The sequence below is a fragment of the Cellulomonas dongxiuzhuiae genome (assembly GCF_018623035.1).
GTDB lineage: Bacteria > Actinomycetota > Actinomycetes > Actinomycetales > Cellulomonadaceae > Cellulomonas > Cellulomonas dongxiuzhuiae.
Window position 1 is genome coordinate 2828923 of sequence record NZ_CP076023.1, and the last position, 23337, is coordinate 2852259.

General features: G+C 75.1%; 23 protein-coding genes. 5 read left to right on the plus strand and 18 right to left on the minus strand.

Annotated features, from left to right (window positions below):
* Positions 1 to 5: 5 nt before the first annotated feature.
* A complete protein-coding gene (locus KKR89_RS12600; RefSeq protein WP_208195648.1) occupies positions 6 to 620 on the plus strand; it encodes a hypothetical protein in 615 nt (204 codons plus the stop codon).
* Between the two features lie 57 nt (positions 621 to 677).
* Here KKR89_RS12600 and KKR89_RS12605 read toward each other — a convergent pair whose 3' ends face one another.
* From KKR89_RS12605 to sucC, 3 genes are all read right to left on the minus strand, one after another.
* Positions 678 to 1985 (minus strand): cell division protein PerM, encoded by a 1308-nt coding sequence (locus KKR89_RS12605; protein WP_208195649.1) that lies wholly within the window; start codon positions 1983 to 1985, stop codon positions 678 to 680.
* Positions 1986 to 2137: 152 nt separating this feature from the next.
* Entirely contained in the window at positions 2138 to 3016 is an 879-nt protein-coding gene (gene sucD, locus KKR89_RS12610) for a succinate--CoA ligase subunit alpha (RefSeq protein ID WP_208195650.1), read from the minus strand.
* Positions 3017 to 3051: 35 nt separating this feature from the next.
* The gene (gene sucC, locus KKR89_RS12615; protein WP_208195651.1) at positions 3052 to 4233 is read right to left on the minus strand and encodes an ADP-forming succinate--CoA ligase subunit beta; all 1182 of its coding nucleotides are present in this window, start codon (positions 4231 to 4233) and stop codon (positions 3052 to 3054) included.
* Positions 4234 to 4402: 169 nt separating this feature from the next.
* Here sucC and KKR89_RS12620 point away from each other — a divergent pair, with 169 nt between their 5' ends.
* Positions 4403 to 5071, plus strand: coding sequence for a nucleoside/nucleotide kinase family protein (locus tag KKR89_RS12620; RefSeq protein ID WP_251140885.1), 669 nt, complete (start codon positions 4403 to 4405; stop codon positions 5069 to 5071).
* A gap of 92 nt (positions 5072 to 5163) precedes the next feature.
* On the opposite strand, the gene pcrA is transcribed toward KKR89_RS12620, so the two are convergent.
* Genes pcrA through KKR89_RS12635 form a run of 3 tightly spaced genes read right to left on the minus strand, consistent with a single transcriptional unit; the run spans position 5164 to position 8655 of the window.
* Complete coding sequence (pcrA, locus tag KKR89_RS12625) at positions 5164 to 7740, minus strand: DNA helicase PcrA (RefSeq protein WP_208195653.1); 2577 nt, start codon at positions 7738 to 7740, stop codon at positions 5164 to 5166.
* A gap of 50 nt (positions 7741 to 7790) precedes the next feature.
* Positions 7791 to 8285, minus strand: coding sequence for a DUF456 domain-containing protein (locus tag KKR89_RS12630; RefSeq protein ID WP_208195654.1), 495 nt, complete (start codon positions 8283 to 8285; stop codon positions 7791 to 7793).
* Between the two features lie 37 nt (positions 8286 to 8322).
* Positions 8323 to 8655: a hypothetical protein gene (locus KKR89_RS12635; protein ID WP_208195655.1), complete on the minus strand. Its 333-nt coding sequence runs from the start codon at positions 8653 to 8655 to the stop codon at positions 8323 to 8325.
* Positions 8656 to 8781: 126 nt separating this feature from the next.
* Between KKR89_RS12635 and KKR89_RS12640 the strand changes: the two genes are divergently transcribed.
* On the plus strand, positions 8782 to 9405 hold the full coding sequence (locus KKR89_RS12640; protein WP_208195656.1) for a hypothetical protein: 624 nt from the start codon (positions 8782 to 8784) through the stop codon (positions 9403 to 9405).
* Positions 9406 to 9429: 24 nt separating this feature from the next.
* On the opposite strand, the gene KKR89_RS12645 is transcribed toward KKR89_RS12640, so the two are convergent.
* On the minus strand, positions 9430 to 10083 hold the full coding sequence (locus KKR89_RS12645) for a LuxR C-terminal-related transcriptional regulator (RefSeq protein ID WP_208195657.1): 654 nt from the start codon (positions 10081 to 10083) through the stop codon (positions 9430 to 9432).
* Positions 10080 to 11411, minus strand: coding sequence for an ATP-binding protein (locus KKR89_RS12650; protein WP_208195658.1), 1332 nt, complete (start codon positions 11409 to 11411; stop codon positions 10080 to 10082). Before KKR89_RS12650 ends, KKR89_RS12645 begins: the two co-directional genes overlap by 4 nt.
* A gap of 147 nt (positions 11412 to 11558) precedes the next feature.
* Here KKR89_RS12650 and KKR89_RS12655 point away from each other — a divergent pair, with 147 nt between their 5' ends.
* Together KKR89_RS12655 and KKR89_RS12660 are read left to right on the plus strand one after the other, a co-directional pair.
* Positions 11559 to 12953: a PspC domain-containing protein gene (locus tag KKR89_RS12655; RefSeq protein WP_208195659.1), complete on the plus strand. Its 1395-nt coding sequence runs from the start codon at positions 11559 to 11561 to the stop codon at positions 12951 to 12953.
* Entirely contained in the window at positions 12950 to 13321 is a 372-nt protein-coding gene (locus KKR89_RS12660) for a hypothetical protein (protein WP_208195660.1), read from the plus strand. The genes KKR89_RS12655 and KKR89_RS12660 overlap by 4 nt, the downstream gene beginning before the upstream one ends.
* A gap of 127 nt (positions 13322 to 13448) precedes the next feature.
* Here the strand turns inward: KKR89_RS12660 and KKR89_RS12665 are convergent, their stop codons facing one another.
* The 10 genes from KKR89_RS12665 to KKR89_RS12705 form a co-directional block, all read right to left on the minus strand.
* Positions 13449 to 13922 (minus strand): aromatic ring-opening dioxygenase LigA, encoded by a 474-nt coding sequence (locus KKR89_RS12665; RefSeq protein ID WP_208195661.1) that lies wholly within the window; start codon positions 13920 to 13922, stop codon positions 13449 to 13451.
* A 278-nt stretch (positions 13923 to 14200) separates the two neighbouring features.
* The gene (locus KKR89_RS12670; protein WP_208195662.1) at positions 14201 to 15346 is read right to left on the minus strand and encodes a glycosyltransferase family 4 protein; all 1146 of its coding nucleotides are present in this window, start codon (positions 15344 to 15346) and stop codon (positions 14201 to 14203) included.
* A gap of 17 nt (positions 15347 to 15363) precedes the next feature.
* Positions 15364 to 15810, minus strand: a complete 447-nt coding sequence (locus KKR89_RS12675) for a DUF3817 domain-containing protein (RefSeq protein ID WP_251140886.1) — start codon at positions 15808 to 15810, stop codon at positions 15364 to 15366.
* 46 nt (positions 15811 to 15856) lie between these two features.
* Positions 15857 to 16291, minus strand: a complete 435-nt coding sequence (locus KKR89_RS18365) for a DUF3592 domain-containing protein (protein WP_243882246.1) — start codon at positions 16289 to 16291, stop codon at positions 15857 to 15859.
* 13 nt (positions 16292 to 16304) lie between these two features.
* Positions 16305 to 17906, minus strand: coding sequence for a glutamine-hydrolyzing GMP synthase (gene guaA, locus KKR89_RS12680; RefSeq protein WP_208195664.1), 1602 nt, complete (start codon positions 17904 to 17906; stop codon positions 16305 to 16307).
* Between the two features lie 10 nt (positions 17907 to 17916).
* The gene (locus tag KKR89_RS12685) at positions 17917 to 18336 is read right to left on the minus strand and encodes a hypothetical protein (protein WP_208195665.1); all 420 of its coding nucleotides are present in this window, start codon (positions 18334 to 18336) and stop codon (positions 17917 to 17919) included.
* Between the two features lie 82 nt (positions 18337 to 18418).
* Complete coding sequence (locus tag KKR89_RS12690) at positions 18419 to 19012, minus strand: hypothetical protein (protein WP_208195666.1); 594 nt, start codon at positions 19010 to 19012, stop codon at positions 18419 to 18421.
* The gene (locus tag KKR89_RS12695; RefSeq protein WP_208195667.1) at positions 19009 to 20403 is read right to left on the minus strand and encodes a hypothetical protein; all 1395 of its coding nucleotides are present in this window, start codon (positions 20401 to 20403) and stop codon (positions 19009 to 19011) included. Before KKR89_RS12695 ends, KKR89_RS12690 begins: the two co-directional genes overlap by 4 nt.
* A 179-nt stretch (positions 20404 to 20582) precedes the next feature.
* Entirely contained in the window at positions 20583 to 21692 is a 1110-nt protein-coding gene (locus KKR89_RS12700; protein WP_208195668.1) for a hypothetical protein, read from the minus strand.
* Between the two features lie 41 nt (positions 21693 to 21733).
* Positions 21734 to 23254: an OmpA family protein gene (locus tag KKR89_RS12705; protein ID WP_208195669.1), complete on the minus strand. Its 1521-nt coding sequence runs from the start codon at positions 23252 to 23254 to the stop codon at positions 21734 to 21736.
* Between the last annotated feature and the right edge of the window lie 83 nt (positions 23255 to 23337).

Below are 23337 nucleotides of genomic sequence, written 5' to 3' on the forward strand. Positions count from 1 at the left end.
ACGGCATGGGCAACCCGTGGGCACCGCCGGACAACTCGCCGTCACCCGGCGGGCCGGCATCCGAGCAGCAGGCACCCCCGGCGCCCGGCGCCCCGGCTCCGGCGCCGCAGGACGCCCCGCCGCCCGCGCCGCACGGCGCGGGCCGTCCGCCGGCCGGCCCGGTGCCGCACCCGGCACCTGGCGCACCCGGGCCGCACCCGGTCCGCCCGCCGGACCCCGCCGGGGTGGCGAGCGCGAGCCGCACGGCCGCCTGGACGGCCGCCACGCTGCTCGTGTCGGTCCTGCTGGTCAGCGCGCCGTGGCCGGCCATGCTCGTGGCGCCTGCCGCCGCGGTCGCGGGCCTCGTGCTCGGGATCGTCGCGGTGGTCCGCGCGGCGCGCGCCCACGGACGCGGGTCGGTCATCGCGCTGCCGGTCGTGCTGGTCGTGGCGTCCCTGGTGTGGGTCGGCATCAGCGCCCAGACGCTGCTGTACGTCGACGCCACCCGCGACTACGCGCGGTGCGAGTCCGCCGCGCTCACGCAGCAGGCGCAGCGCGGGTGCGCGGTGCAGCTCGAGGACGACATGCGCGAGCGGCTCGAGAGCCTGCTCGGACGCGTCGGCGTCCCCAGCCCGTCCTGACGCACCCCGGCACCGGTCGACGGCGGGTCGACCGTCGCCGGCCCGCCGGGCGGCGCGTCAGGGTGCGGCGGGCCCGTCCGCCGCAGGCACGTCCGCGGCGACGCGCGGCGCCCCGGCACGACGCCGCGCGCGCCGGGCGCGCAGCGCGTCGCGGACAGCCGGGTCGAACGGCACCGTCGCGCCGGCCGCGCCCAGCCCGCAGCCGGCGGCGACCAGCAGCCCGACCCAGAGCGGGCTCGCTCCCACGTGCGCCATGCGACCCGGTCCCGCGGCACCGCCCGCGGCGGCGACGAGCAGCCCCACCACCACGCCGGCGGTGACGGCGAGCACCCCCACGGCGACCACGACGTCCCGTGCCCGCACCGGCGCGAGCCACCGCCGCACGGCGAGGCCCGCCAGCACGCCGACGCCGACGAGCAGCAGCGGTGCGACGAGCACGATGCCGCCGTGCGCGCCGGGCAGCGCCCCGAGCAGCGGCACCGCCGGCATCGGGCCGGCGACGACCTCGGCGGGTGCGAAGCGCGTCCCCGCACCGACCGCGAACCCGGGGCCGGCGATCCACGCGAGCGCCCACACGACGAGGTTGGGGACGAACGCGAGCTCCGCGATCGCGAGCACCACGCCGCCGACCGCGTCGAGCGACAGGCGGCGCGCCACGTCGACGACCGTCGCGTGACCCGCCAGGACCCACAGCGTCGTCAGGAGCGCGGCGACGGCCAGGAGCGTCACGACCACCAGGAGGCCGCCGCGCAGGCCGAGCACCACGGGCGCCGGGAGCCGGTCGCGCACGGGCGCGACCACGCGCGACCACGAGGGCGCCTCGGGACGGCGCAGGAGCCCGGCACCGACGCCGAGCCCGCTCACGACCAGTCCACCGACGACGGCGCGCAGGGTCCCCTGGAGCCCTGCGCCGACGACCAGTGCGACGAGCCCGGTGAGCAGCGCGTAGCCGCCGATCGACGCCACCGCACCGCTGCGCGTCGCGTGCCCGGACCGGCGGGCCGACGCGTAGCAGGTGAACACCGCGAGCAGGGTGAGGCCGAGCGGGACGACGGAGACGACCGCACCGCCGAGCGCCGCCGGCACGCCGTGGGCGAGCAGCCACAGGTTGGCCGCCACCACGACGGCCCGCGTCCACGCGACGTCGGTGTTGGCGGGGTCGGACGACGTCGCGACGAACACCGCGACGGCCGGCACCGCGAGCGTCAGCAGCGACAGCGCAGCGGCCTGCACGGCCGTCAGCAGCCCCACCGTCCAGCGCGGGGCACCGTCGATGGCCGACGCGAAGAACGTCGGCTGCGGGTCGTCCTGCAGGACGCGACGCGCGCGCCCCGCGAGGGGGACGGGACCGGTCGACGTGGGCACGTGCCCATGGTCGCCGGTGCCCCCGGCGCGTCGCCGGACCCGGCCCCGGCGCGTCGCGGACCGCCCGGATCGCCCGACGTGGCTCTGCTCGCGCGACGCACCGCGGCCCCGGTCCGTGGGGACCGGGGCCGCGGGGCGCGCTGGACGGTGCGTCAGGCGCTGAGGATGTCGCGCGCGAGCTGGGCGGTCTCGGACGGCGTCTTGCCGACCTTGACGCCGGCGGCCTCGAGGGCCTCCTTCTTCGCCTGGGCGGTGCCCGACGAGCCGGAGACGATGGCGCCGGCGTGGCCCATCGTCTTGCCCTCGGGCGCGGTGAAGCCCGCGACGTAGCCGACGACCGGCTTGGTCACGTGCTCGGCGATGTAGGCCGCCGCGCGCTCCTCGGCGTCACCGCCGATCTCACCGATCATGACGATGACCTCGGTGTCGGGGTCCTGCTCGAACGCGGCGAGCGCGTCGATGTGCGTCGTGCCGATGATCGGGTCGCCGCCGATGCCGATGGCCGTGGAGAACCCGAAGTCCCGCAGCTCGTACATCATCTGGTAGGTCAGCGTGCCCGACTTCGACACCAGGCCGACCTTGCCGGGGCCCGTGATGTCGGCGGGGATGATGCCGACGTTCGACTTGCCGGGGCTGATGAGGCCGGGGCAGTTGGGGCCGATGAGCCGCACGCCCTTCTCCTGCGCGTAGGAGAAGAACTCCGCGGTGTCGGCCACCGGGACGCCCTCGGTGATGATGACGGCCAGCGGGATGCCGGCGTCGACGGCCTCGATCACGGCGCCCTTGGTGTGCGCCGGGGGGACGAAGATCACGGAGACGTCGGCCCCGGTCTTCTCGATGGCCTCGGCCACCGAGCCGAAGACGGGGACGTCGACGTCACCGAAGGAGACGGTCGTGCCGGCCTTGCGGGGGTTCACGCCCCCGACCACGTTGGTGCCGGACGCGAGCATGCGGTTCGTGTGCTTCTGGCCCTCGGAACCCGTCATGCCCTGGACGATGACCTTGGAGGCCTCGGTCAGGAAGATCGCCATGTGGAGTCTGCTTCTCTCTGCGTCGGGTCGGGTTCTCAGGCGGCGCTGTGCGCCAGGCGGGCAGCCGTGTCGGCGCCGCCGTCCATCGTCTCGGCGAGCGTGACGAGCGGGTGGCCGGCGTCGGCGAGGATCTGGCGACCCTCCACGACGTTGTTGCCGTCGAGCCGGACGACCAGCGGCTTGGACGCCTCGTCGCCGAGGATCTCGAGCGCCGCCACGATGCCGTTGGCGACCGCGTCGCACGCGGTGATGCCGCCGAACACGTTGACGAAGACCGACTTGACCTGCGGGTCCGTCAGGATGATGTCGAGGCCCGCGGCCATGACCTCGGCCGAGGCGCCGCCACCGATGTCGAGGAAGTTCGCGGGCTTGACGCCGCCGTGCGCCTCGCCGGCGTACGCGACCACGTCGAGCGTGCTCATGACGAGGCCCGCACCGTTGCCGATGATGCCGACCTCGCCGTCGAGCTTGACGTAGTTGAGGTCCTTCTCCTTGGCGCGCGCCTCGAGCGGGTCGGCGGCGGCCTTGTCCTCGAGCGCCGCGTGGTCCGGGTGGCGGAAGCCGGCGTTCTCGTCGAGCGTGACCTTGCCGTCGAGGGCGACGATCTCGCCCTCCTCGGTGAGCACCAGCGGGTTCACCTCGACGAGCGTCGCGTCCTCGTCGCGGTAGACGAGCCACAGCTTCTGCAGCACGTCGGCGACCTGGGCCGCGATCTCGGGCGCGAAGCCCGCGGCGGCGACGATCTCGTCGGCCTTGGCCTGGTCGATGCCGGTCTGCGGGTCGACCGCGACCTTGGCGAGCGCCTCGGGGCGCTCCACCGCGAGCTGCTCGATCTCCATGCCGCCCTCGACCGAGGCCATCGCGAGGTAGCGACGCTCGGCGCGGTCCAGCAGGAGGGAGAAGTAGAACTCCTGGGCGATCTTGGCACCGGCCGCGATCATGACGCGGTGCACGGTGTGGCCCTTGATGTCCATGCCGAGGATCTCGCCGGCCTTCTCGGCGGCCTCGTCGGCGGACCGGGCGATCTTGACGCCGCCCGCCTTGCCGCGGCCACCGGTCTTCACCTGCGCCTTGACCACGACGACGCCGCCCTCGGGCGGGAGCAGCTGCTCGGCCGCCGCGCGCGCCTCCTCGGGCGTCGTGGCGACGATGCCGCCGAGCACGGGCACGCCGTGCTTCTCGAAGATGTCACGTGCCTGGTACTCGAACAGATCCACCTGGTCCGGTTTCCTCTCGTCGAGGTGCGTGCAGCGGCCCGGTGCGGCCGCATCGCCCGGACGATCGTATCGTCGGGACCCAGGTCCCTCGACATCGAGAGACTGTGTCTGCGCTCACCTCGTCGCGACCGCCGTTCCCGCCGGGCCCGTCGACCGCTACCGTCGAGGCGTGACCGAGGCCCGCACGGTGGTGCTGCGCGCGGTGGCGGCGGTGCTCCCCGACCCGCGCGTCCTCGGGCGTCCCGTGCGCGTGGCGGTCGACGGCGTCGACGGCGCGGGCAAGACGACCTTCGCGGACGAGCTCGCCGAGGTGCTCCGGGCCGACGGGCGGAGCGTGCTGCGCGCGTCCGTCGACGGGTTCCACCGGCCGGCCGCGCAGCGGTACCGGCGCGGGCGCGCGAGCCCGGAGGGGTTCTTCCTCGACTCGTACGACCTCGACGCGCTGCGGCGGGTGCTCCTCGACCCGCTGCGCGCCGACCGCGGCCGGCCGCGCCGGGTGCGGACCGCGGTGCACGACGTCGTGACGGACGCGGACCCCGGCACGCCGTGGGTCGACGTCGACGACGCCACGATCGCGGTCGTCGACGGGATCTTCCTGCACCGGGACGAGCTCGTCGACGTCTGGGACCTCTCGATCTGGCTCGAGGTGCCCTTCGAGGTCACCTACCGGCGGATGGCGGTGCGCGACGGCTGCCCGCCGGACCCGGACCACGACGCCAACACGCGGTACCGCGAGGGCCAGCGGCTGTACCTGGCAGCGTGCGGGCCGGCGGAGCGCGCGCACGTCGTCGTCGACAACTCGGACACCACCCGCCCCCGGGTCCTCCGCAGCCCCTGACCCGCGCCAAGCGCGGTACGGCACCGGCGAGCACGGCACTCGTGTCACCCGCGCTCGGTGGGTGAGTACCGCGCTCGGCGGGTCGTACCCGGCTAGAGCTTGGTGACCGGCGAGTAGCGCAGCAGCAGGCGCTTCTCGCCCGTGGTGCCGAAGTCGATCTTGGCCACGGCGTTCTGCCCCGCGCCCTCGAGAGCGGTCACCGTGCCGAGTCCGTAGGCGTCGTGCGTGACCTTGTCGCCGACGGACAGGTCCGGGACCGACCCGCGGGGCGTCGCTGAACCGAACGACGCACCCGTGCGGGGCAGCGGCTCGCGCTTCTCGCTGCGCACGGGGCCGCTGCTCGAGCCGGAGCCGCCGCGCTCGCCCCACGACGTGCCGCCGCGCGTGCCGCCCCCGGCACCGAAGCCCGAGCCCCAGCCGCCGCGCAGCCGCGACGTCGAGGACTCCCGGCGCCGCCAGTCGACGAGCTCGTCGGGGAGGTCGTCCAGGAACCGGCTGGGCGGGAACTCGTTGGGCACGCCCCACGCCGTCCGCACGGCCGCGCGCGAGACGTACAGGCGCTGCCGCGCGCGCGTCAGGCCGACGTAGGCGAGGCGCCGCTCCTCGGCGAGCTGGTCCGGGTCGGCCAGCGAGCGCATGTGCGGGAAGGTGCCGTCCTCCATGCCCGTGAGGAAGACGACCGGGAACTCCAGGCCCTTGGCCGTGTGCAGGGTCATGAGGGTGACCACGCCCGCGTCGCGTGCCGCGGCGGCGGTCTCGCCGTCGTCGGCGCCGTCGGGCACGGGGATCTGGTCGGAGTCCGCGACGAGCGACACACGCTCGAGGAAGTCGGTGAGCGTCCCCTCGGGGTCGGCCTGCTCGAACTCGGCCGCCACGGCGTGCAGCTCCGCGAGGTTCTCGACGCGCGAGCCGTCCTGCGGGTCCTCGCTGGCCCGCAGCTCGGCGAGGTAGCCGCTGCGGTCGAGCACCGCACCGAGCACCTGGGCCGGCCCGGCACCCGACGCGGCGAGGTCGCGCAGCCCGTCGAGCATCGCGGCGAACGCGCGCAGCCCGGTCAGCGCCCGGGTCCCCAGGCCCGGGACCTCGTCGACGCGGGCCAGCGCCGCGCCGAAGGACACGCGCTCGCGCTCGGCGTACGCCGCGACCATGGACTCCGAGCGGTCCCCCAGCCCTCGCTTGGGGACGTTGAGGATGCGGCGCGTGCTCACGTCGTCGTCCGGGTTGGCGATGGCCCGCAGGTAGGCGACCGCGTCCTTGATCTCCTTGCGCTCGTAGAAGCGCGTGCCGCCGACGACCTTGTAGGGCAGCCCGACGCGGACGAGCACCTCCTCGAGCGCACGCGACTGCGCGTTGGCGCGGTAGAAGATCGCGACGTCACCGGGGCGCACGCCCTCGGCGTCGCCGAGCCGGTCGATCTCCTCGGCGACGAAGCGCGCCTCCTCGTGCTCGGTGTCCGCGACGTACGCGACGATCTGCGGGCCCGCGCCCGAGTCGGTCCACAGCCGCTTGGCCTGACGTCCCGAGTTCCTGCTGATGACGGCGTTGGCGGCCGACAGGATCGTCTGCGTGGAGCGGTAGTTCTGCTCGAGCAGGATCGTCGTGGCGTCCGGGTAGTCGGCCTCGAACTCCATGATGTTGCGGATCGACGCGCCGCGGAACGCGTAGATCGACTGGTCGGCGTCACCGACGACCGTCAGCTCGCCGCGCCCGACGCCGTCGTCGTCCTGCGCGCCGACGCCCGCGAGCTCGCGCACGAGCACGTACTGCGCGTGGTTGGTGTCCTGGTACTCGTCGACCAGGATGTGCCGGAACCGGCGCCGGTAGTGCTCGGCCACCTGCGGGAACGCCTGCAGCAGGTGCACGGTGCGCATGATGAGGTCGTCGAAGTCCAGCGCGTTGGCCTGCTGCAGGCGCTGCTGGTAGCGCGTGTAGACCTGCGCCAGGACGGTGTCGAACTCGTCGGCCCGGCCTCCCCCGTTGCTGGCGGCGAACGCGTCGGGGTCGACCAGCTCGTCCTTGAGCGCGGAGATCTTGTGGCCCAGCGCCTTGGCGGGGTAGCGCTTGGGGTCGAGCTCGAGCTCGCGCGCCACGAGCGTCAGCAGCCGCTGCGAGTCGGCCTGGTCGTAGATCGAGAAGCTGGTGCGCAGCCCGAGCGTCGCGGCCTCGCGGCGCAGGATCCGCACGCACGCGGAGTGGAAGGTCGAGACCCACATGCGCTGCGCCGACGGCCCGACGAGGTGCTCGACCCGCTCGCGCATCTCGGCGGCGGCCTTGTTGGTGAAGGTGATCGCGAGGATCTCCCCCGCCCGCGCGCGGTGGGTCGCGAGCAGGTACGCGATGCGGTGGGTCAGGACGCGCGTCTTGCCCGAACCGGCGCCGGCCACGATGAGCAGCGGACCGCCCGTGTGCAGCACGGCCGCGCGCTGCTGGGGGTTGAGCCCGTCGAGCAGCGCGGCGGCGCGGCTCTCGTCGGCCGCGGCACGCTCGGCGGCCCGCGCCGCGGCGTCGGCGGCGGCGGGACCCGCGTCGTCGTCGCGCGGCGGGACGACCAGCGGCAGGCCGGAGGACTCCCCCGCGTGCGAGCGCGCGACGGCGGCGCGCGCGTCGGGCGCTCCGGTAGGGGGCAGACCGGGGACGGGCAGGGCGAGGCTCTCGAACAACGACGTCATGGCACCACCCAGCCTAGGCGCCGCCACCGACATCCCCGTGCGCCACGGGCTCAGCGCGCGAGGAGCGCCACGACCCACACGCCGACGACGAGCATGGCGGTCGCGAGCTCGACGAGGATCGTCAGCCCGGTGGCCTGCAGCGCGCGCAGGGTCGCGCGCCACGCCGTCGCGACGTCCCGCGCCCGGAGCCACTCGACGAGGAAGACCGCGGCGACGAAGAACAGGAACAGCCCGACGACGGGCACGACGAAGAACCCGACGACGCCCGCGACCCCGCCCCACGCGAGCGTGCTGCTGCGCACGCCCGTGCGCTGCAGGTGGCGTCCCGCGACCAGGTACTTCACGACCTGGCCGGCCGCGGTCAGCACGACGGCCGCGACCGCGACGGCCCACCCGGCCCCCGTGCCCTGCAGCGCGCCCCACAGGGTCACGGCACCGCCCACGAGGAACGCGCCGGGCAGCACCTGCACGACGACGCCGACCAGCCCGACGACGACCAGGACCGTCACGAGCAGGTCGAGCTCGGCGGCCCAGTCGATCGTCACGGACGTGAGGCTAACCGCTCACGTCCGCCGCACCGCATCAGCGCCAGAGGACGGCGATCGCGACGTTGAGGACGACGAGCCCCGCGACCGCACCGAGGAACCCGCGCGTCACCTTCTCGGGGCGGCGGCGGCCGACCACGACGAGCGCCGTGACGACGAGCGCGACGACGAGCTTGACACCGATCTTCACGTGGTTCGCGTCCGCGCCGAGCAGACCGGTCAGCACGATGCCCGTGACCAGCGCCGTCAGGATGCCGTGGAAGGCCCCGTCGGTGAGCTTGGTCCCCTTCATGCCCGCGAGCGCACCCCCGAAGACCATCGCCCAGCCGAGGAGGTGGAGAACGACGAGGATTCCCTGAAGCGTGTCCATGGCGCCCATGGTAGGTGAGATGACGCCGCGTCAGATCCGTCCTCCCGGTGAGCGCACCACGCCGGCGCGACCGGACCGGTAGCCTCCACGGACGCAGCCGCACGAGACGGGCAGGACGGCAGACCCATGACCGGCACGGACCACCCCACGGACGCGACGCTCGACGTCGCCGCACTCGTCGCGCGGGCGCGCGCCGCTGCCGGCCCCGACGGGCGGGCCGCCGTCGGCGGCATCGCGGACTGGGAGACCTTCCCCTTCGAGCGGGAGGGGCTGCGGCTGCGCGCGCTGGAGGACCCGGTGGTCCCCGAGCCGCCGCGTCGCGACGAGGACGCCGCGACCTGCTCGCGCTGCGCCCTGCCCGACGAGGTCTTCGCCTGGACGGACGGCACGTGGCGGCTCAGCGGGCGGGGTCCGGTCAGCGTCCCGACGTTCGTCCTGGACCCGCGCACGCACGTCGACCTCGGCGACCTCGACGACGACGCGGCCGGTGACCTGGGCCGCATGATCGTCCGCGTGGAGCGCGCCCTGGCGGCCGTGCCCGGCGTGGGACGCGTGCACGTCCACCGCTGGGGCGACGGCAACGGGCACCTGCACGTCTTCTTCTTCGCGCGGCCCGACGGCATGGTGCAGCTGCGCGGGCTCGTCATGCCCCTGTGGACGCACCACCTGCCGGCGCTGCCCGACGACGAGTGGGACGCGATCGTCGCGTCCGTCGTCGCGGCGCTGGAAGCGGGCCCCGCGCGGGCCTGACCCCCGGCCGACGAGCCCGACGGCTCACAGCAGCCGACGCGCCGCCGCCCACCGGGTCAGCTCGTTGCGGTTCGACAGCTGCAGCTTGCGCAGCACCGCCGAGACGTGGGTCTCGACCGTCTTCACCGAGATGAACAGCTCGGCCGCCACCTCGCGGTAGGTGTAGCCGCGCGCGATGAGCCGCATGACCTCGCGCTCGCGCGCCGACAGGCGGTCCAGCTCGTCGTCGCCCGTCGCGACGTCGCCCGCGGCCGCGCCGAACGCGTCGAGCACGAACCCCGCGAGCCGCGGCGAGAACACGGCGTCGCCGCCCGCGACCCGCAGCACCGCGTCGGACAGCGCCTGCGGGTCGATGTTCTTGGTGACGTAGCCGCGCGCGCCGACGCGGATGACCGCGACGACGTCCTCGGCCGCGTCCGACACCGACAGCGCGAGGAACCGGGTGCCCGGCACGTCGACGCACCGCCGCACGACCTCGGCCCCGCCACCGCCGTCGCCCCCGGGCAGGTGCACGTCCAGGAGCACGACCGGCGGCTTCAGCTCGTGCACCACCTGGACGGCCTCGTCGACGGTCGCGGCCTCCCCGACCACGCGCACCCGCCCGTCGAGGGACGCCTTCACGCCCGCCCGGAACATGTGGTGGTCGTCGACCAGCACCACGTCGACCTGCTCGCTCACGCGTCGCGCTCCTCGTCCTCGTCCGCCGACCTGCCCGACCCGCCGCCGCCGACCGGCATGCACAGGTGGACCTCGGCGCCCCGCTCGGGGCTGCTCGTCACGCGTGCGGTGCCACCGCGGCGCCGCACGCGCCCCATGATCGACTCCCGGACCCCGAAGCGGTCGGGGCCCACGCCGTCGAGGTCGAACCCGTCGCCCCGGTCACGCACGAAGACCTCGACCGACTGCGGCCCGACCTCCAGGTACAGCGACACCGGGGGCCGCCCGTGCACGACCGCGTTCACGAGCGCCTCGCGCGTGGCCTGCAGCAGCGCGAGGGTGTCGGGCTCGGGCACGCGGTCCCCCACGACGACGAGGTCCACCGCCACCGGCTCCCCGCCGGGCCCCGAGCGCGAGTCCTCGACCTCGGCGACGACGGCCCGCAGCGCCGCCACGAGCGACGTGCCCGGCTCGTGCCGGTCGTCGTAGAGCCACTCGCGCAGCTCGCGCTCCTGCGCCCTGGCCATCCGCGCGACCTCGGCCGGCTCGTCGGCCCGCGCCCGGATGAGCGCGAGGGTCTGCAGCACCGAGTCGTGCAGGTGCGCCGCGATGTCGGCGCGCTCCGCCTCCCGCGCGCGCGCCGCGCGCTCGTCGCCGAGCGCGCGCACGAGCCGCACCCACCACGGCGCCATGACCAGCCCCACGCCGAGCAGCACGGCGAGCGCGGCGATGCCGGACTGCACCAGCAGCATCGGCTCGACGCCCTGGCCGACGACCTGCCCGGCGACCAGCAGCACACCGGCCGCGGCGAGCAGCCCGCCACCGATGAGACGCAGCACGCTGATGCGCCGCCCGTCCTGGCGACCGTGCTGCAGCGCGTCGAGCTGGCTCCACGCGAGCGCGACACCGACGAGCACGACCAGGACCGGCAGGGACCAGGCGGCGTCGATGCGGGCTCCCAGGCGCACGGCGACCAGCACCACGGCCGTCAGGACGAGCAGCGCACCCAGCGCGAGCTCCGCCCACGGCACGCGTCGCCCGTCGGCGCGCAGGGTCTGCCGCCGGGCCAGACGCTGCAGGGCGCTCGGCCGTCCCGCGGCCGCGGCGGCCGCCGGGTCCCCCACCGGCACGACGAGCCACCAGAACAGGTAGAGCGCGACACCGACCCCCGCCACGGGGACGAGGCCGACGAAGATGACGCGCACGAGCGCGACGGGCAGGTCGAGGTGCGCGGCCAGCCCGGTCGCCACGCCGGCGAACCAGCGGCCGCGCTCGGGTCGACGCAGCGGCAGCCGGGTGCGCGGGGGCGCGCCGGGACGCGCCGGGGCGCCGTACGGGGCGGTGGTCACGCACCGATCGTCACACGCCCGCCGAGGTCGCAGGCGCACCCGGCCCGCAGTTCAGGGGTCCGGGACGCGAGATGGGGGTGCCACCCAGGGTCGGGTCAGGGGTGGTCCCCGATGTGCCGGCGCTGCCGGGCGGGTCAGGATCGAGCCATGGACACGCAGACTCCCTCCGGCGCAGACGCCGGCACGTCCGGGCACACGCCCGGCACGGGGCCCGGGCCCCTCCCGGGTCCCACGCCCCCGCCCGCACCGCACGCCTTCTGGGCCGGTGTGCGGCGCACGGGGCTGTACCGCTCCGACGACCGCTGGGTCGGCGGCGTCGCCGGCGGCCTGGCCGAGCGCGTCGGCGTCGACCCGCTCCTCGTGCGGGGACTCCTCGCCGTCACGTTCCTGGTCGGCGGGCTCGGCCTCGTGCTCTACGGCATCGCCTGGGCGCTGCTGCCCGACGCCCGGGACAACCGCATCCTCCTCGAGCGCCTCGGGGCGGGCGACGCGAACGGCGCGCTCCTGGGCGCGCTGGCGTTCGTCGTCGTCGGCCTCGCGCGGGGCGACGGCTGGTGGTGGTTCTGGGACGGCGGCAGCGCGCTGGGCGGCGTGCTGTGGCTCGCCTGCGTGGCCGGGATCGTCGCGCTCGTGGTGACCGCCGTGCAGCGCCGCGACCGGGGCACGTGGCCCCCGCCCCCGGGCTGGGCACCCCCGGGTGCCGGCCCTACGGCGCCCGCGAGCACGACGGCGCCGGGTGCGTGGGCACAGGCGCCGACGGCTCCGCTGCCGACGAGCGCGCCGGCACCGGCCGCGGGTCCCGCCGCACCGCCGCCGTACGCGTACGCCGTCCCGTACGGCAGCGCATCGGTCCCGCCGGCTCCGCCCGCACCCCCGCGCCCGCCGCGGCGCAGCGCGGACGGCGCGACCATCGGCGCCGTCGTCGGCCTCAGCGTCGTCGCGCTCGGCGTGCTCCTGCTGGCCGAACGGGCGGGCGTCTACGACGGCCCGTTGGCGCTCACGGCCGGTGGCATCGCCCTGACGCTGGCGGGCCTGGGCATCGTGACGCTCGGGCTCCGCGGCCGCAGCAGCGGGTTCGTCGGGTTCCTGGCCGTCGTCGGTGCGCTGGTCTGGGTCCCGGCCGCGCTGGTGCACCAGACCGACTGGGTGGACGACGTGCGGGGCGGGGAGGGCCAGGCGCGGGACGTCGTGGTCACGAGCCGCGACGACGCCGCCGCCGGGTTCGACCTGGGCGCCGGCAGGTCCCGCATCGACCTCACGGGCGTCCCGATCGACGACGACGTGCTGCGGGTCCCGATCTCGATCGGCGCCGGGTCGCTCACGGTCGTCGTGCCGCAGGAGGCGGCCGTCGCGGCCAACGTCACGGCCGGCGTCGGCTCCGTGAGCTTCGAGGTCGACGACGACCGGCACGAGCAGAGCGGTGTCGGCCTGGGCGAACTGAGGTACCAGGACGACGCCGCCGCCGCCGGCTCGCCCGACCTCGTGCTCGACATCAGCTCGGGCGTCGGCGAGGTCCGCATCATCGAGGAGGTCGCACCGTGAGCACCGACGACAGCACGCAGGACGACAGCACCCTGCACGACAGCACGCAGGACGACAGCACCCCGCACGACAGCACGCAGGACGACAGCACCCCGCACGACACCGCCCGGTACGACGCCCTCCCGCACGACGCCCCGACGCCGGCGGCGGACGCGACCGCGTCCCCGCCGCGCGCCGGGATCAGGGTCGGGACCGTGGTGTGGGGCCTGATCGTGGCCCTCGTCGGCGTGGGCGTCCTGCTCGTCGCCGCCGGGTACACGATCGACGTGCAGCTCGCCGCGATCGTGCTGCTCATCGCCGGCGGCCTCGGCCTGATCCTCGGGCCGCTGCTGCAGGGCCTGCGCCGCAGCCGCACCGGCGGCCCGTGAGCCCGTCGCCCCGTCGGAGGGACGGGGCGACGCACGACCGAGGGCCGGTACCCGTGACGGGTACCGGCCCTCGGTCGTGCTCCGTGCGGTCCGTTCACCGGACCGCGGGTCGACCCGAGCGGGTGGCTCAGACGGTCTGGGCGACGGGGGCGGCGCCGATCGGCGTCTCCAGCCGCACGGCGATGCGGCGCAGGGCCTCACCGGTGACGATGAAGACGACGCCGAGGCCGAAGACGAGGAGACCGACGCCGAAGGCGACGACCGAGGTGAACAGCGAGGCCCGCAGGAACGACCCGTTCATGACGGTCGCGCGGACCGGGTCCTCCTTGTCGAGCTCGGCGTACGTCTTGCCGCCCGACGAGTCGAGCGCGTGCTTGTTGATGATGTCGGCCTGCGCCCACGCCTCCCACGGCGTGTCGACGACCGCGCCGCCGAACGCCGCAGCGTCGTCGGAGACGGTGATCTGCTCGGCGCGCAGGTTGCTGGACACCGCGATCCAGGTGCCGGCCCCTGCAACCGCGAAGATGGCGCCGAAGACGAGGACGATGGTCGCCAGCACCTTGATGTGGGCCGGCTTGGTCTGGACTGCTGCGTTCGACATCTCGATCTCCCCGATCGGTTAGGACTGACCTCCGCAAGACCGGAGGTCCGGCCCGGTGAGCGATGTGCTCACGTGAACAGCGTCGCCGCAGGTCGAGCCTACGGAGTGGGACCCTGGTCCCGTCGGCGTACAGCGCCCTCACCCGTACGGGTGAATCAACCACGGTACCCCGGACCAAGGGCCCGGTACCGGACCCCTTCCTGCGGCGGCGCCCAGGGTGTGCAGCGCGGCCCCGGGCGGGTGCACCCGCCGTCGGCAGGCGCTCGGCCGCGTGCGGCTCAGCGGACGACGAGGGTGCGCGCCCGCGCGTACTGCGCGTCGGCGGCGGCCAGCACGTGCGCCCAGTCGAACGGGGGCGGCACCGCGGCCGCGTGCCGCCGCAGCCGGGCCAGCAGGTCCCGGTCGGCCGCGAGGCGCACGATCGCGTCGGACATCTCGGCGTCGTCGGCCACGAGGTAGCCGTCGACGCCGTCGGTGACGAACTCCCCGACGCCGGTACCGGCGTGCGCGAGCACCGCCAGCCCGGCGGTGCGCGCCTCCAGCGCCGCGATGCCGAACGCCTCGAGCCGGGCCGATGCCAGGAAGACGTCGGCGTCGGCGTAGGCCGCCCGCACGGCGTCGCGCGGGAGGCGTCCTCGCAGGTCGACGACGTCGCGCAGGCCGGCCGACGCGACGCGCGCGCGCACGGCGTCGCGCGCCGGTCCGTCGCCGACGAGCGTCAGACGCAGCGCCCCCGCGGGCAGCCGCGCCGCCGCGGCGGCGACGACGTCGACCAGGGGGACGGCGCGCTTGCGCGGCGCCAGGCGCATCGTGGCGACCAGGTGCAGGGGCGCCTGCGGCGTCCCGGACGTCCAGGACGCCGCCGCGCCGGGTGGCGGGGCCCACGCCGCGACGTCGATCCCGTTGGGCACGACGTCGACGCGCGTGCCGAACAGGTCGCGCACGCGCGTCGCCGCGGCACCGCTCACGGCGCTGAGCGCGGCGGGCACGTGCCGCCAGCGCGTGCGGCGCACGACCTGCCGCCCGACGCCCAGCGTGCCGTCGAGCATGCAGTGCCAGGTGATCGCCGTCGGCAGGTGCAGCGCGGTCGCGACGCGCACGCCGTCGAACGCGAACGGCGACAGGACGCCCGCGTGCACGTGCACCGCATCGGGCCGCACGTCGCGGAGCGCCGAGCGCAGCAGCCGCGGACCCGCCACCGGGTTGACGGGCAGGTCGAACGGCAGCCGTGCGCCGACCCGGTGCACGTGGACGCCGCCCTCGACGTCCACCACGCCCCCCCGCTCACCGCCCTCGCCGAGCGTGGCCGTCAGGACGTGGACCTCGTGCCCCGCGGCGACCTGGTGCCGGGCGAGGTCGCCGACCTGCGTCTCGATCCCGCCCGTGCGGGGCGCGAAGCAGTCGGAGACGTGGACGATCCGCATGCGCCCGGCGCCCGGCGTCAGGCCGAGGTCCGGGCGGCCGCGGCGATGCGCGTGTCCGCGTCGGCGTGCACGCGGCGCTCCAGGACGAACGACATCACGGGGACGACACCCGCGGCGGCCATCGTGACGAGGCGCCCCAGCGGCCAGCGCAGCGTCGACCACAGCTGGAAGACGGTCGCGAGGTACAGCACGTAGATCCACCCGTGGGCGTAGGCGATCCACGCGCCGAGGACGGGACGCAGCTCACCCTCGGCGTCGTACCCGCCCGCGTGCAGGACGTACTTGAGCACCATCTCGACCGTGAGCAGGAGCAGCATCACCCCGGTGATCCACGCCATCACGCGGTAGCGCGTCAGTGCCCCGCGGGCGGTGCGCACCCACGCGGCCGCGTCGGGCGCCGGGGAGGCCCCGGTCGGGGTGCCGGGCGAGGCCCCCGTGGGGGCGCTGGTCGGTTCGTTGCTCACGCTCGTCCTCTCGTCGTCCGTCGATTGTCGCTCACCGCGGCACGCGTCAGCGGGCGGCGAGGACCGCCATGGCGAACCACAGGGCCAGGCCCGCCAGCATCGCGCCCATGAGCAGCAGCAGCACGCCGCCCATGCTCGACGCGGCGGAGGCCGCCGCCAGGCGGACATCGCGCGGGTCGCGCGCGTCCGCCCACACCGTGATCCGGTCGCCCGGACGCGCCGTCCGGCCGTCGGCGGTCGTGACCGGCATCCCCTCGACCCGCGTCGCCCGCACCCAGCCCCCGGGCACCGGGTGGTCGAACGTGACGCGCGTCGGCCGGACGTGGGACGTCCGCTCGACGACGACCGCCTCGAGCGGGATCCGCGTGCGCGGCGTCCGCGCGCCGCGCCGCAGCAGCGCACCCCCACCGAGACCCAGGCCGACGCCGGCCAGGAACAGCACGCACGCGAACGTCAGCGGCACCACGGTCGCGACCGTCACGCGGCCGCCCCGCTCACTCCCACTCGATGGTGCCCGGCGGCTTGCTCGTGACGTCGAGCACCACGCGGTTGACCTCGGGGACCTCGTTGGTGATGCGCGTCGAGATCGTCGCGAGCACGTCGTACGGCAGGCGGGTCCAGTCGGCGGTCATGGCGTCCTCCGACGACACCGGGCGCAGGACGATCGGGTGGCCATAGGTGCGCCCGTCTCCCTGCACGCCGACGGACCGCACGTCGCCGAGCAGCACGACCGGGCACTGCCAGATCTCGCGGTCCAGCCCGGCGCGCGTGAGCTCCTCGCGGGCGATCGCGTCGGCGGCGCGCAGCGTCTCGAGCCGCCCGGCGGTGACCTCCCCGACGATCCGGATGCCCAGGCCGGGACCGGGGAACGGCTGGCGCCACACGATGGCCTCGGGCACGCCCAGCTCGAGGCCGACCGCGCGGACCTCGTCCTTGAACAGCGTGCGCAGCGGCTCGACGAGGTCGAACTGCAGGTCGTCCGGCAGGCCGCCGACGTTGTGGTGCGACTTGATGTTGGCCGCGCCCTCGCCGCCGCCGGACTCCACGACGTCGGGGTACAGGGTGCCCTGGACGAGGAACTTCACGGTGTCGCCGTGCGCACCGGCGTCCTCGACGACCTCGCGCGCCGCGTCCTCGAAGACGCGGATGAACTCCCGGCCGATGATCTTGCGCTTCGTCTCCGGGTCGGACACCCCGGCGAGCGCGGTGAGGAACCGCTCGCGCGCGTCGACGACCTTGAGCTGCACGCCCGTCGCGGCGACGAAGTCCTTCTCGACCTGCTCGGCCTCGCCGGCACGCAGGAGGCCGTGGTCGACGAAGACGCACGTGAGCTGGTCCCCGACGGCGCGCTGCACGAGCGCCGCCGCGACCGAGGAGTCCACGCCGCCCGACAGCCCGCAGATGACGCGCGCGTCGCCGACCTGCGCGCGGATGCGCTCGACCTGCTCGGCGATGACGTTGCCCGGGTTCCAGTCGGGCGCGAGCCCGGCACCGCGGTACAGGAAGTTCTCGATGGCCGCCTGGCCCAGCGGCGAGTGCTTCACCTCAGGGTGCCACTGCATGCCGTACAGGTGCCGCTCGCGGTCCTCGAAGGCCGCGACGGGGCTGCCGGCGCTCGTCGCGAGCACCTCGAAGCCCTCGGGCGCCGCGTGCACGGCGTCGCCGTGGCTCATCCACACCGTCTGGGCGTCCGGGCTGCCCTCGAGCACCATGCCCGGCGCCGTGATCTCGACGGCCGTCCCGCCGTACTCGCGCTGACCCGTCTGGGCGACCTTGCCGCCGAGCGCCTGCGCCATCGCCTGGAAGCCGTAGCAGATGCCCAGCACGGGCACGCCGGCCTCGAAGAGCTCCGGGCCGACGAACGGCGCTCCGGTCGCGTACACCGACGACGGACCGCCGGACAGGATGATCGCCGCCGGGTCCTTCGCGAGCATCTGCTCCACCGTCGCCGTGTGCGGCACGATCTCGGAGTAGACGTTCGCCTCGCGCACGCGGCGCGCGATCAGCTGCGCGTACTGGGCGCCGAAGTCCACGACGAGGACGGGCCGGTGCGTCGTCGGCTGGGGGGGCGTGGCGGGTTCGGGGCTCTGCGTCACGCGTCCCAGCCTAGTCCGCGTCGGAGGGGGGTCCGTGGCCCGTCCGCGAGCGCAGGACGAGCACCGTGACCACCGCCACGACGAGCACCGCGAGCGCCTGCACGACGGCGTCGAGCGCGCGATCGCCCGCCGGCGGGCCGCCGTGCTGCGCCGCGAGGACGGTCCCCCACCACGTGATGGCGGCCGCTGCGATCGCCGCCGGGCCCGCGACCAGCACACCCGCCCACGGGCGCGCACCACGACCGGCACGCGCCACCAGCGGCGCGAGGACGCCCGCGAGCAGCGGCGGGACCACCGTCAGCCACCCCATCGGTGGGAGCGCGCGCGTGGCGGCGGCAACCGCCCCGACGAGGACACCGCCCCCGACGAGGACGACGACGTAGGCGACGACACCGAGGGACGCACCGAGCACGACGCGGCGGCGCGTCATGCCGCCCCCACGGGGACCGTGACGCCGTGCGCGGCGGTGACGGCCACGCCGGGCCCCCGGTGGCGGGGGCCGGGCGCGGTCCTCATCCCTCGACGCGGACGGACCGCAGCACCTCGTCGGCCGTCGACCCGTCGAGCTCACCGGCGGCCGCCTCCGCCGAGACCGCGACGATCCGCGTCCCGTCGGCGTCGCGCGTCGTCACCATCGTCACGTCGCGCTCGTCACCCTCGAGGTCCAGCGTGCCGCGCAGCACGTGCGCGAGCCCGAAGCCCTCCCACGACGCGGTGGTCGTGCTCTCCTCGGCGAACGCGCCCGACCCGACGACCTGCGCACGCGCGGCCTGCGCCGACGCCGCGACGGCCGCGTCGTCGACGTCCTCGTCGGTCACCGTGAGCACGACCATCGCGCGCTCGGCACCGTCCTCGACGAGCGTGATCTGGCGCGTGGTCTCGGACAGCTCGCGCTCGACCGCCTCGACGCCCTGCGGGACCAGGAGCGAGACGCCGTCGAACGACGTCCGCTCGGCGCCCGCGAGCTCCGCGACGGGCTCGATCACCTCGTCCCCCTGCGGCGCGGCCGCCGTCGGCGTGGTGTCACCCCCGCCCGAGCCGCAGCCCACGAGCAGGAGCCCCGCCACGACCGCGGCACCGGCCAGCCGGCCCCGCCTCCTCGTCATGCTGCGCACGCCGCCCAGTCCTTCCATCCGCTGCTCCCCAGGTAGAACGCGTCGGTGCTCTTCGACGACGACGTCGACGCGCCGAGCTCGAAGCCTAGGCCACCGATCGCGGGCGCCTTGAGCGACAGCGCGGCGTCGACGAGGTTCTGGTTGCTCACGTCCAGCAGCTGGGCCGTGATGTCACCGCTGCGGCGTGCCTCCATGAGGATCGCCGGGATCGCGACCTGCGGGCTCACGGCGCCGCCGGTGGCCACCGACATGACGCCCAGCCCACCGAGCGCCGCGAGCACCTGCGAGCGGTTGGCGTCCGTGACGTCGAACGACGCCGACATCTGCACGCCCTTGCCGCCCGACCCGTCGAGCGGGAAGCCGGCCAGCTGCGTGAGCGCCATGGCACCCTCGGCCGTGGCCGCGCCGTCGAACGACACCCCGGTGACATTGCCGGACTTGTCGACGGTCGTGGAGACGACCATCTCGATGCCCGCGCTGCCCCCGGCGCCCTGGCCCCAGTTGCCGTCCGAGGAGGACAGGCCGAGCTGCACGGCCGCCTCCGCGTCCAGCGTGACCCGGTTGTAGACGGTCACGTCCTGCGTCTTGTGGTCGACCTCGAAGCCCATGGCGTTGCTGATGTCCACGGAACCCGAGCCGCCCGCGAGGATGCCCCCGGCCGACGCGCTCGCGTTGCCCGAGACGCCGCCCTCGTAGTAGGTCGAGTTGGGGCTGCTCGGCGGCTTGTAGTCGTAGCCGGTGACCTTGTCGATGAGCCACCCGCCGACGTCGACGCCGATCCCGATGGCCGGGTTGCTCGAGCCGAGGACGCCCTTGGCGCCGGACTTCACGAGCTCGCGGTGCACGTGGTTGACGAAGTCGTCGACGTCGCCCTTGCTGTCGAAGTCGTACTGCAGGCCCACGCCGGCGAACAGCCCCGCGGAGACGGACGCCGACAGCTCCAGGGAGCCGCCGTAGTCGCCGATCTGCAGACCGCCCTTGGCCTCGCCGGCCGAGAGCACGGCGTCGATGCCGCCCTCGCCGCTGACGGTGACCCGGTACGTGCCGTCGCTCATCTTCTCGACGACCATCGTGCCCTCGGTGCCGAGGTCGATGAACGCGATCGAGACCTTGCCGTTCACCTGCTCGGTGTCGGTGCGGACGGTGCAGGCGTCCTCCGGGATGCGGTCGCCGTCGGCGTCGACGGGGCCGGACGGGCCGCCGCAGGTGGAGCCGAACGCCTCGCACAGCCGCGCGGCGATCACCTGGCCGACCGGTGTGGCACCGACGACGATCGAGCTGATGATCGCGATCACCACCAGGACCACGCCGAGGTACTCGACGGTGGCTGCACCGTCATCCCCCGACGCGCCGCGGACGACCCGCGATCTCCATCTCGACATGTCCCCACCTCCGTACGATCGACCTGGACGTCACGCTAGGGCTCGCCCGCACGTGGGGGCGTGGGCCCGTGAACCTTGTCCGGACCTGCACCGGCAACCGGGTGAGGCCCTGGGGCCTACCGGCCCCGTCCCGAGCCGGACCGCCGTCACCCGCACGGGCGACGGCCGTCCGGGTGGGGTCACGACGTCGCCAGCCGGGTGTCCACGCGGAACACGCCGATGCCCGAGGGCGGCGCGAAGGGCGGGGGCGGCGGGGGCGGTGTCGGGCTGGGCGTCGGCTCCCCCGGCGACGGCGTCGGCTCGGGGGTGGGCGACGGCACGGGCGGCGGTGGCGGTGCGCTCGTGCGGCAGGTGCCGCCGACGAGGAACCCCAGCCTGCTGCCCGAACGGCACACGCCGCTGCGCAGCACGAGCTCGGCGGTCGCGACCGACTCCTTGCGGGTCGTCGTCTCGGGCACCGTGTCGAGGTGCCGGACCCGGACGGTCACGCGCGCGTTCGCGGGGTCGACGTCGAACGAGACGAGCTCGGCGTCGTTGGCCTGCGCGTACCGGTCGGCCGCCGACGTCATGCCGCCGGACGCCAGCGAGCCGAGGTCGGTACCCGCGAAGGCCCAGAAGTCGGCGGCGTCGGACGAGCCGGTCGCGGCGTCGAAGGCGGACCGCAGGTCGAGCCGCCAGCGGTCGACGGCCGCCAGCGCAGCCGCGTCGGCGGCCGTGCGCGCCTCGCGCTCGTCGTTCGCCGCCGAGCCGACCATCCCGATGAGCAGGAGCGCGCCGACGACCACCGCGACGACGGCCGGCACCAGCATGACGTTCACGGCGCCGCGGTCCGAGCCCAGCGCCTGGCGGAAGCGCAACGGCATGGTCTCGGCGGGCCCCGGCTGCACGAACAGCGTCGCGACGACCGCGAACCCGACCCACACCGCGAGGTCGCGCAGCATCGCCCACGACCCCGGGGCGACACCCACGATGACACTCGCCAGCACGCCGAGCAGCAGCTGGGCCGACCACGCCGTGACACCCGCGACGACGGCCGTCGGCAGCAGCTCGGAGCGGGCCTCGAACCCGTGCCGGCGGCGGTACGACCGCGCCACGACCACGCCGACGAGCACGAGACGCACCGCCGAGAGCACCCAGCCGATCGCGACGGACGTCGTGGGGTCCAGGGCGAGCAGGACCTCGGCGAACGCCGGCATGACGAGCCAGTAGAGCAGCGCGTACGTCAGCAGGTCGAGCAGGACGAACAGCACGACGGCGCGTCCGTCGACCCGGTGGCCGGTCCCGTTCATGGGTTCTCCTTGCTGGGCGCCCGTGGTGCGGGGCGCGGTGGTCAGTCCTCGACGGGGATGTCGGTGATGCGCAGGACGTCGGGGACGTCCAGGGACACGGTGTCCTGGCCGGTGTCGGGCCACACGACCGTGACGGCGAGGGACTGGCCCTGCTCGAGCCGGCCCTTGAGGAACTGGTCGGCGAGGATCGCGCGCTGGTCGGGCTTGCCGTCGGCGGCGGGCACCACGACGTAGTCCATGGGGTAGACGCGCATGCCCTCGCCCAGCAGCGTCGCGGCGTTGGCGCCGGCGACGGTCGAGTAGAGCGACAGGCCGCGCGCGGCGGCACGACCGGTCACGGCCGAGCCCAGGACCCCGTCGACACCGCCACCGCCGGCGGAGGTGCGCGTGAGGAGGATCGTCCCGACGAGGTGGCCGTCGCGACGCACGACGGACTCGACGGCGGCGTCGAACGTCACGTCACGCACGGTGACCGCGACGGCGTCGTGCCCGGTGCCCGTGGCGCCGGTCGGCTCCGGCGGCGGTGCCGTGGAGCCGGCACCGACCAGCGCGTCCGCCGGGGACGTCGCCGTGAAGCGGATCTCGACCCGCCGGTTCGCGGCCCGGGCCTCGGGGCTCGCGCCGGCCGCGATCGGCTCGGTCTCGCCTTTGCCCTCGGTGGCCATCGTGAAGCCCGCACCCAGCGCGGCGCCGAGCCGCTCGGCGACCGAGGTCGCGCGCTTCTGCGACAGGTCGAGGTTGTACGCGTCCGAGGCGGCGTCGTCGGTGTGGCCCACGACCCGCACCTCACCGGCCTGGGCGGCCTGGGCGATCTGCGCGGCCGCCGCGTCGACGCGGGCGGCGGCGTCGGGCGTGAGGACGAACTCGTCGGTGGCGAACAGGACGTCGGACGCGAGCGTGACCGTCGTCTCGGATCCCTCGACGGAGGTGGTGGCGCTGTCGTCGAAGGCGACGGTGAACGCGTCCAGCGTGTGCGTCGGGTAGTCGGCGCCGGCCGTCAGACCGACGTCCTGCGGCGTCGTCGCGTCCGGCGCGGCGTCCACCACCGGGACGTCGGTGACCAGGCCGAAGAACGGGAAGAGGACGTCGACGCTCTCGACACCCGGGTCGGCGAAGAACGACTCGGTGCGGTGCGTCGTCCCGGGCATGAGGACGGCGGGCTCGACGCGCGGGAACGCGCCGGCGTCGTTGCCCGACAGCCAGACCTTCGACCCGTCGAGGTCCACGAGCCGGATCCCGCCGACGTCCGAGATCCCGGCACCGCTCGACAGGAGCATGTTGAGCGTGACGTTGGCACCCGCGGGGGCGTCGTCGCGCATCGCGTAGTCGACCGTCAGGAGCGCGGTCCCGTCGGCGACCTGCAGCGGGTGCACCGTCAGCTCGACCGGTGCACCCGACACCTCGACCTCGCGGGTCACCGCACCGTCCGCCACGTCGCTCGACGCCGTGGGCGTCGCGCCCGTCCCCGTCGTCGAGGGGGCCGGACCGGGGTCGTCACCCGTGCAGCCGACGAGGAACAGTGCGAGGACGGCGGTGAGGGCCGGCAGGGTCACGCGGTGCACTCGGGCTCCTTCGGGTGGAGATGGGACCGGGCCGGGCGCTCTGGTGGCGCCCGGCCCGGTCACCGTGGTGTCGTCGTCCCCCG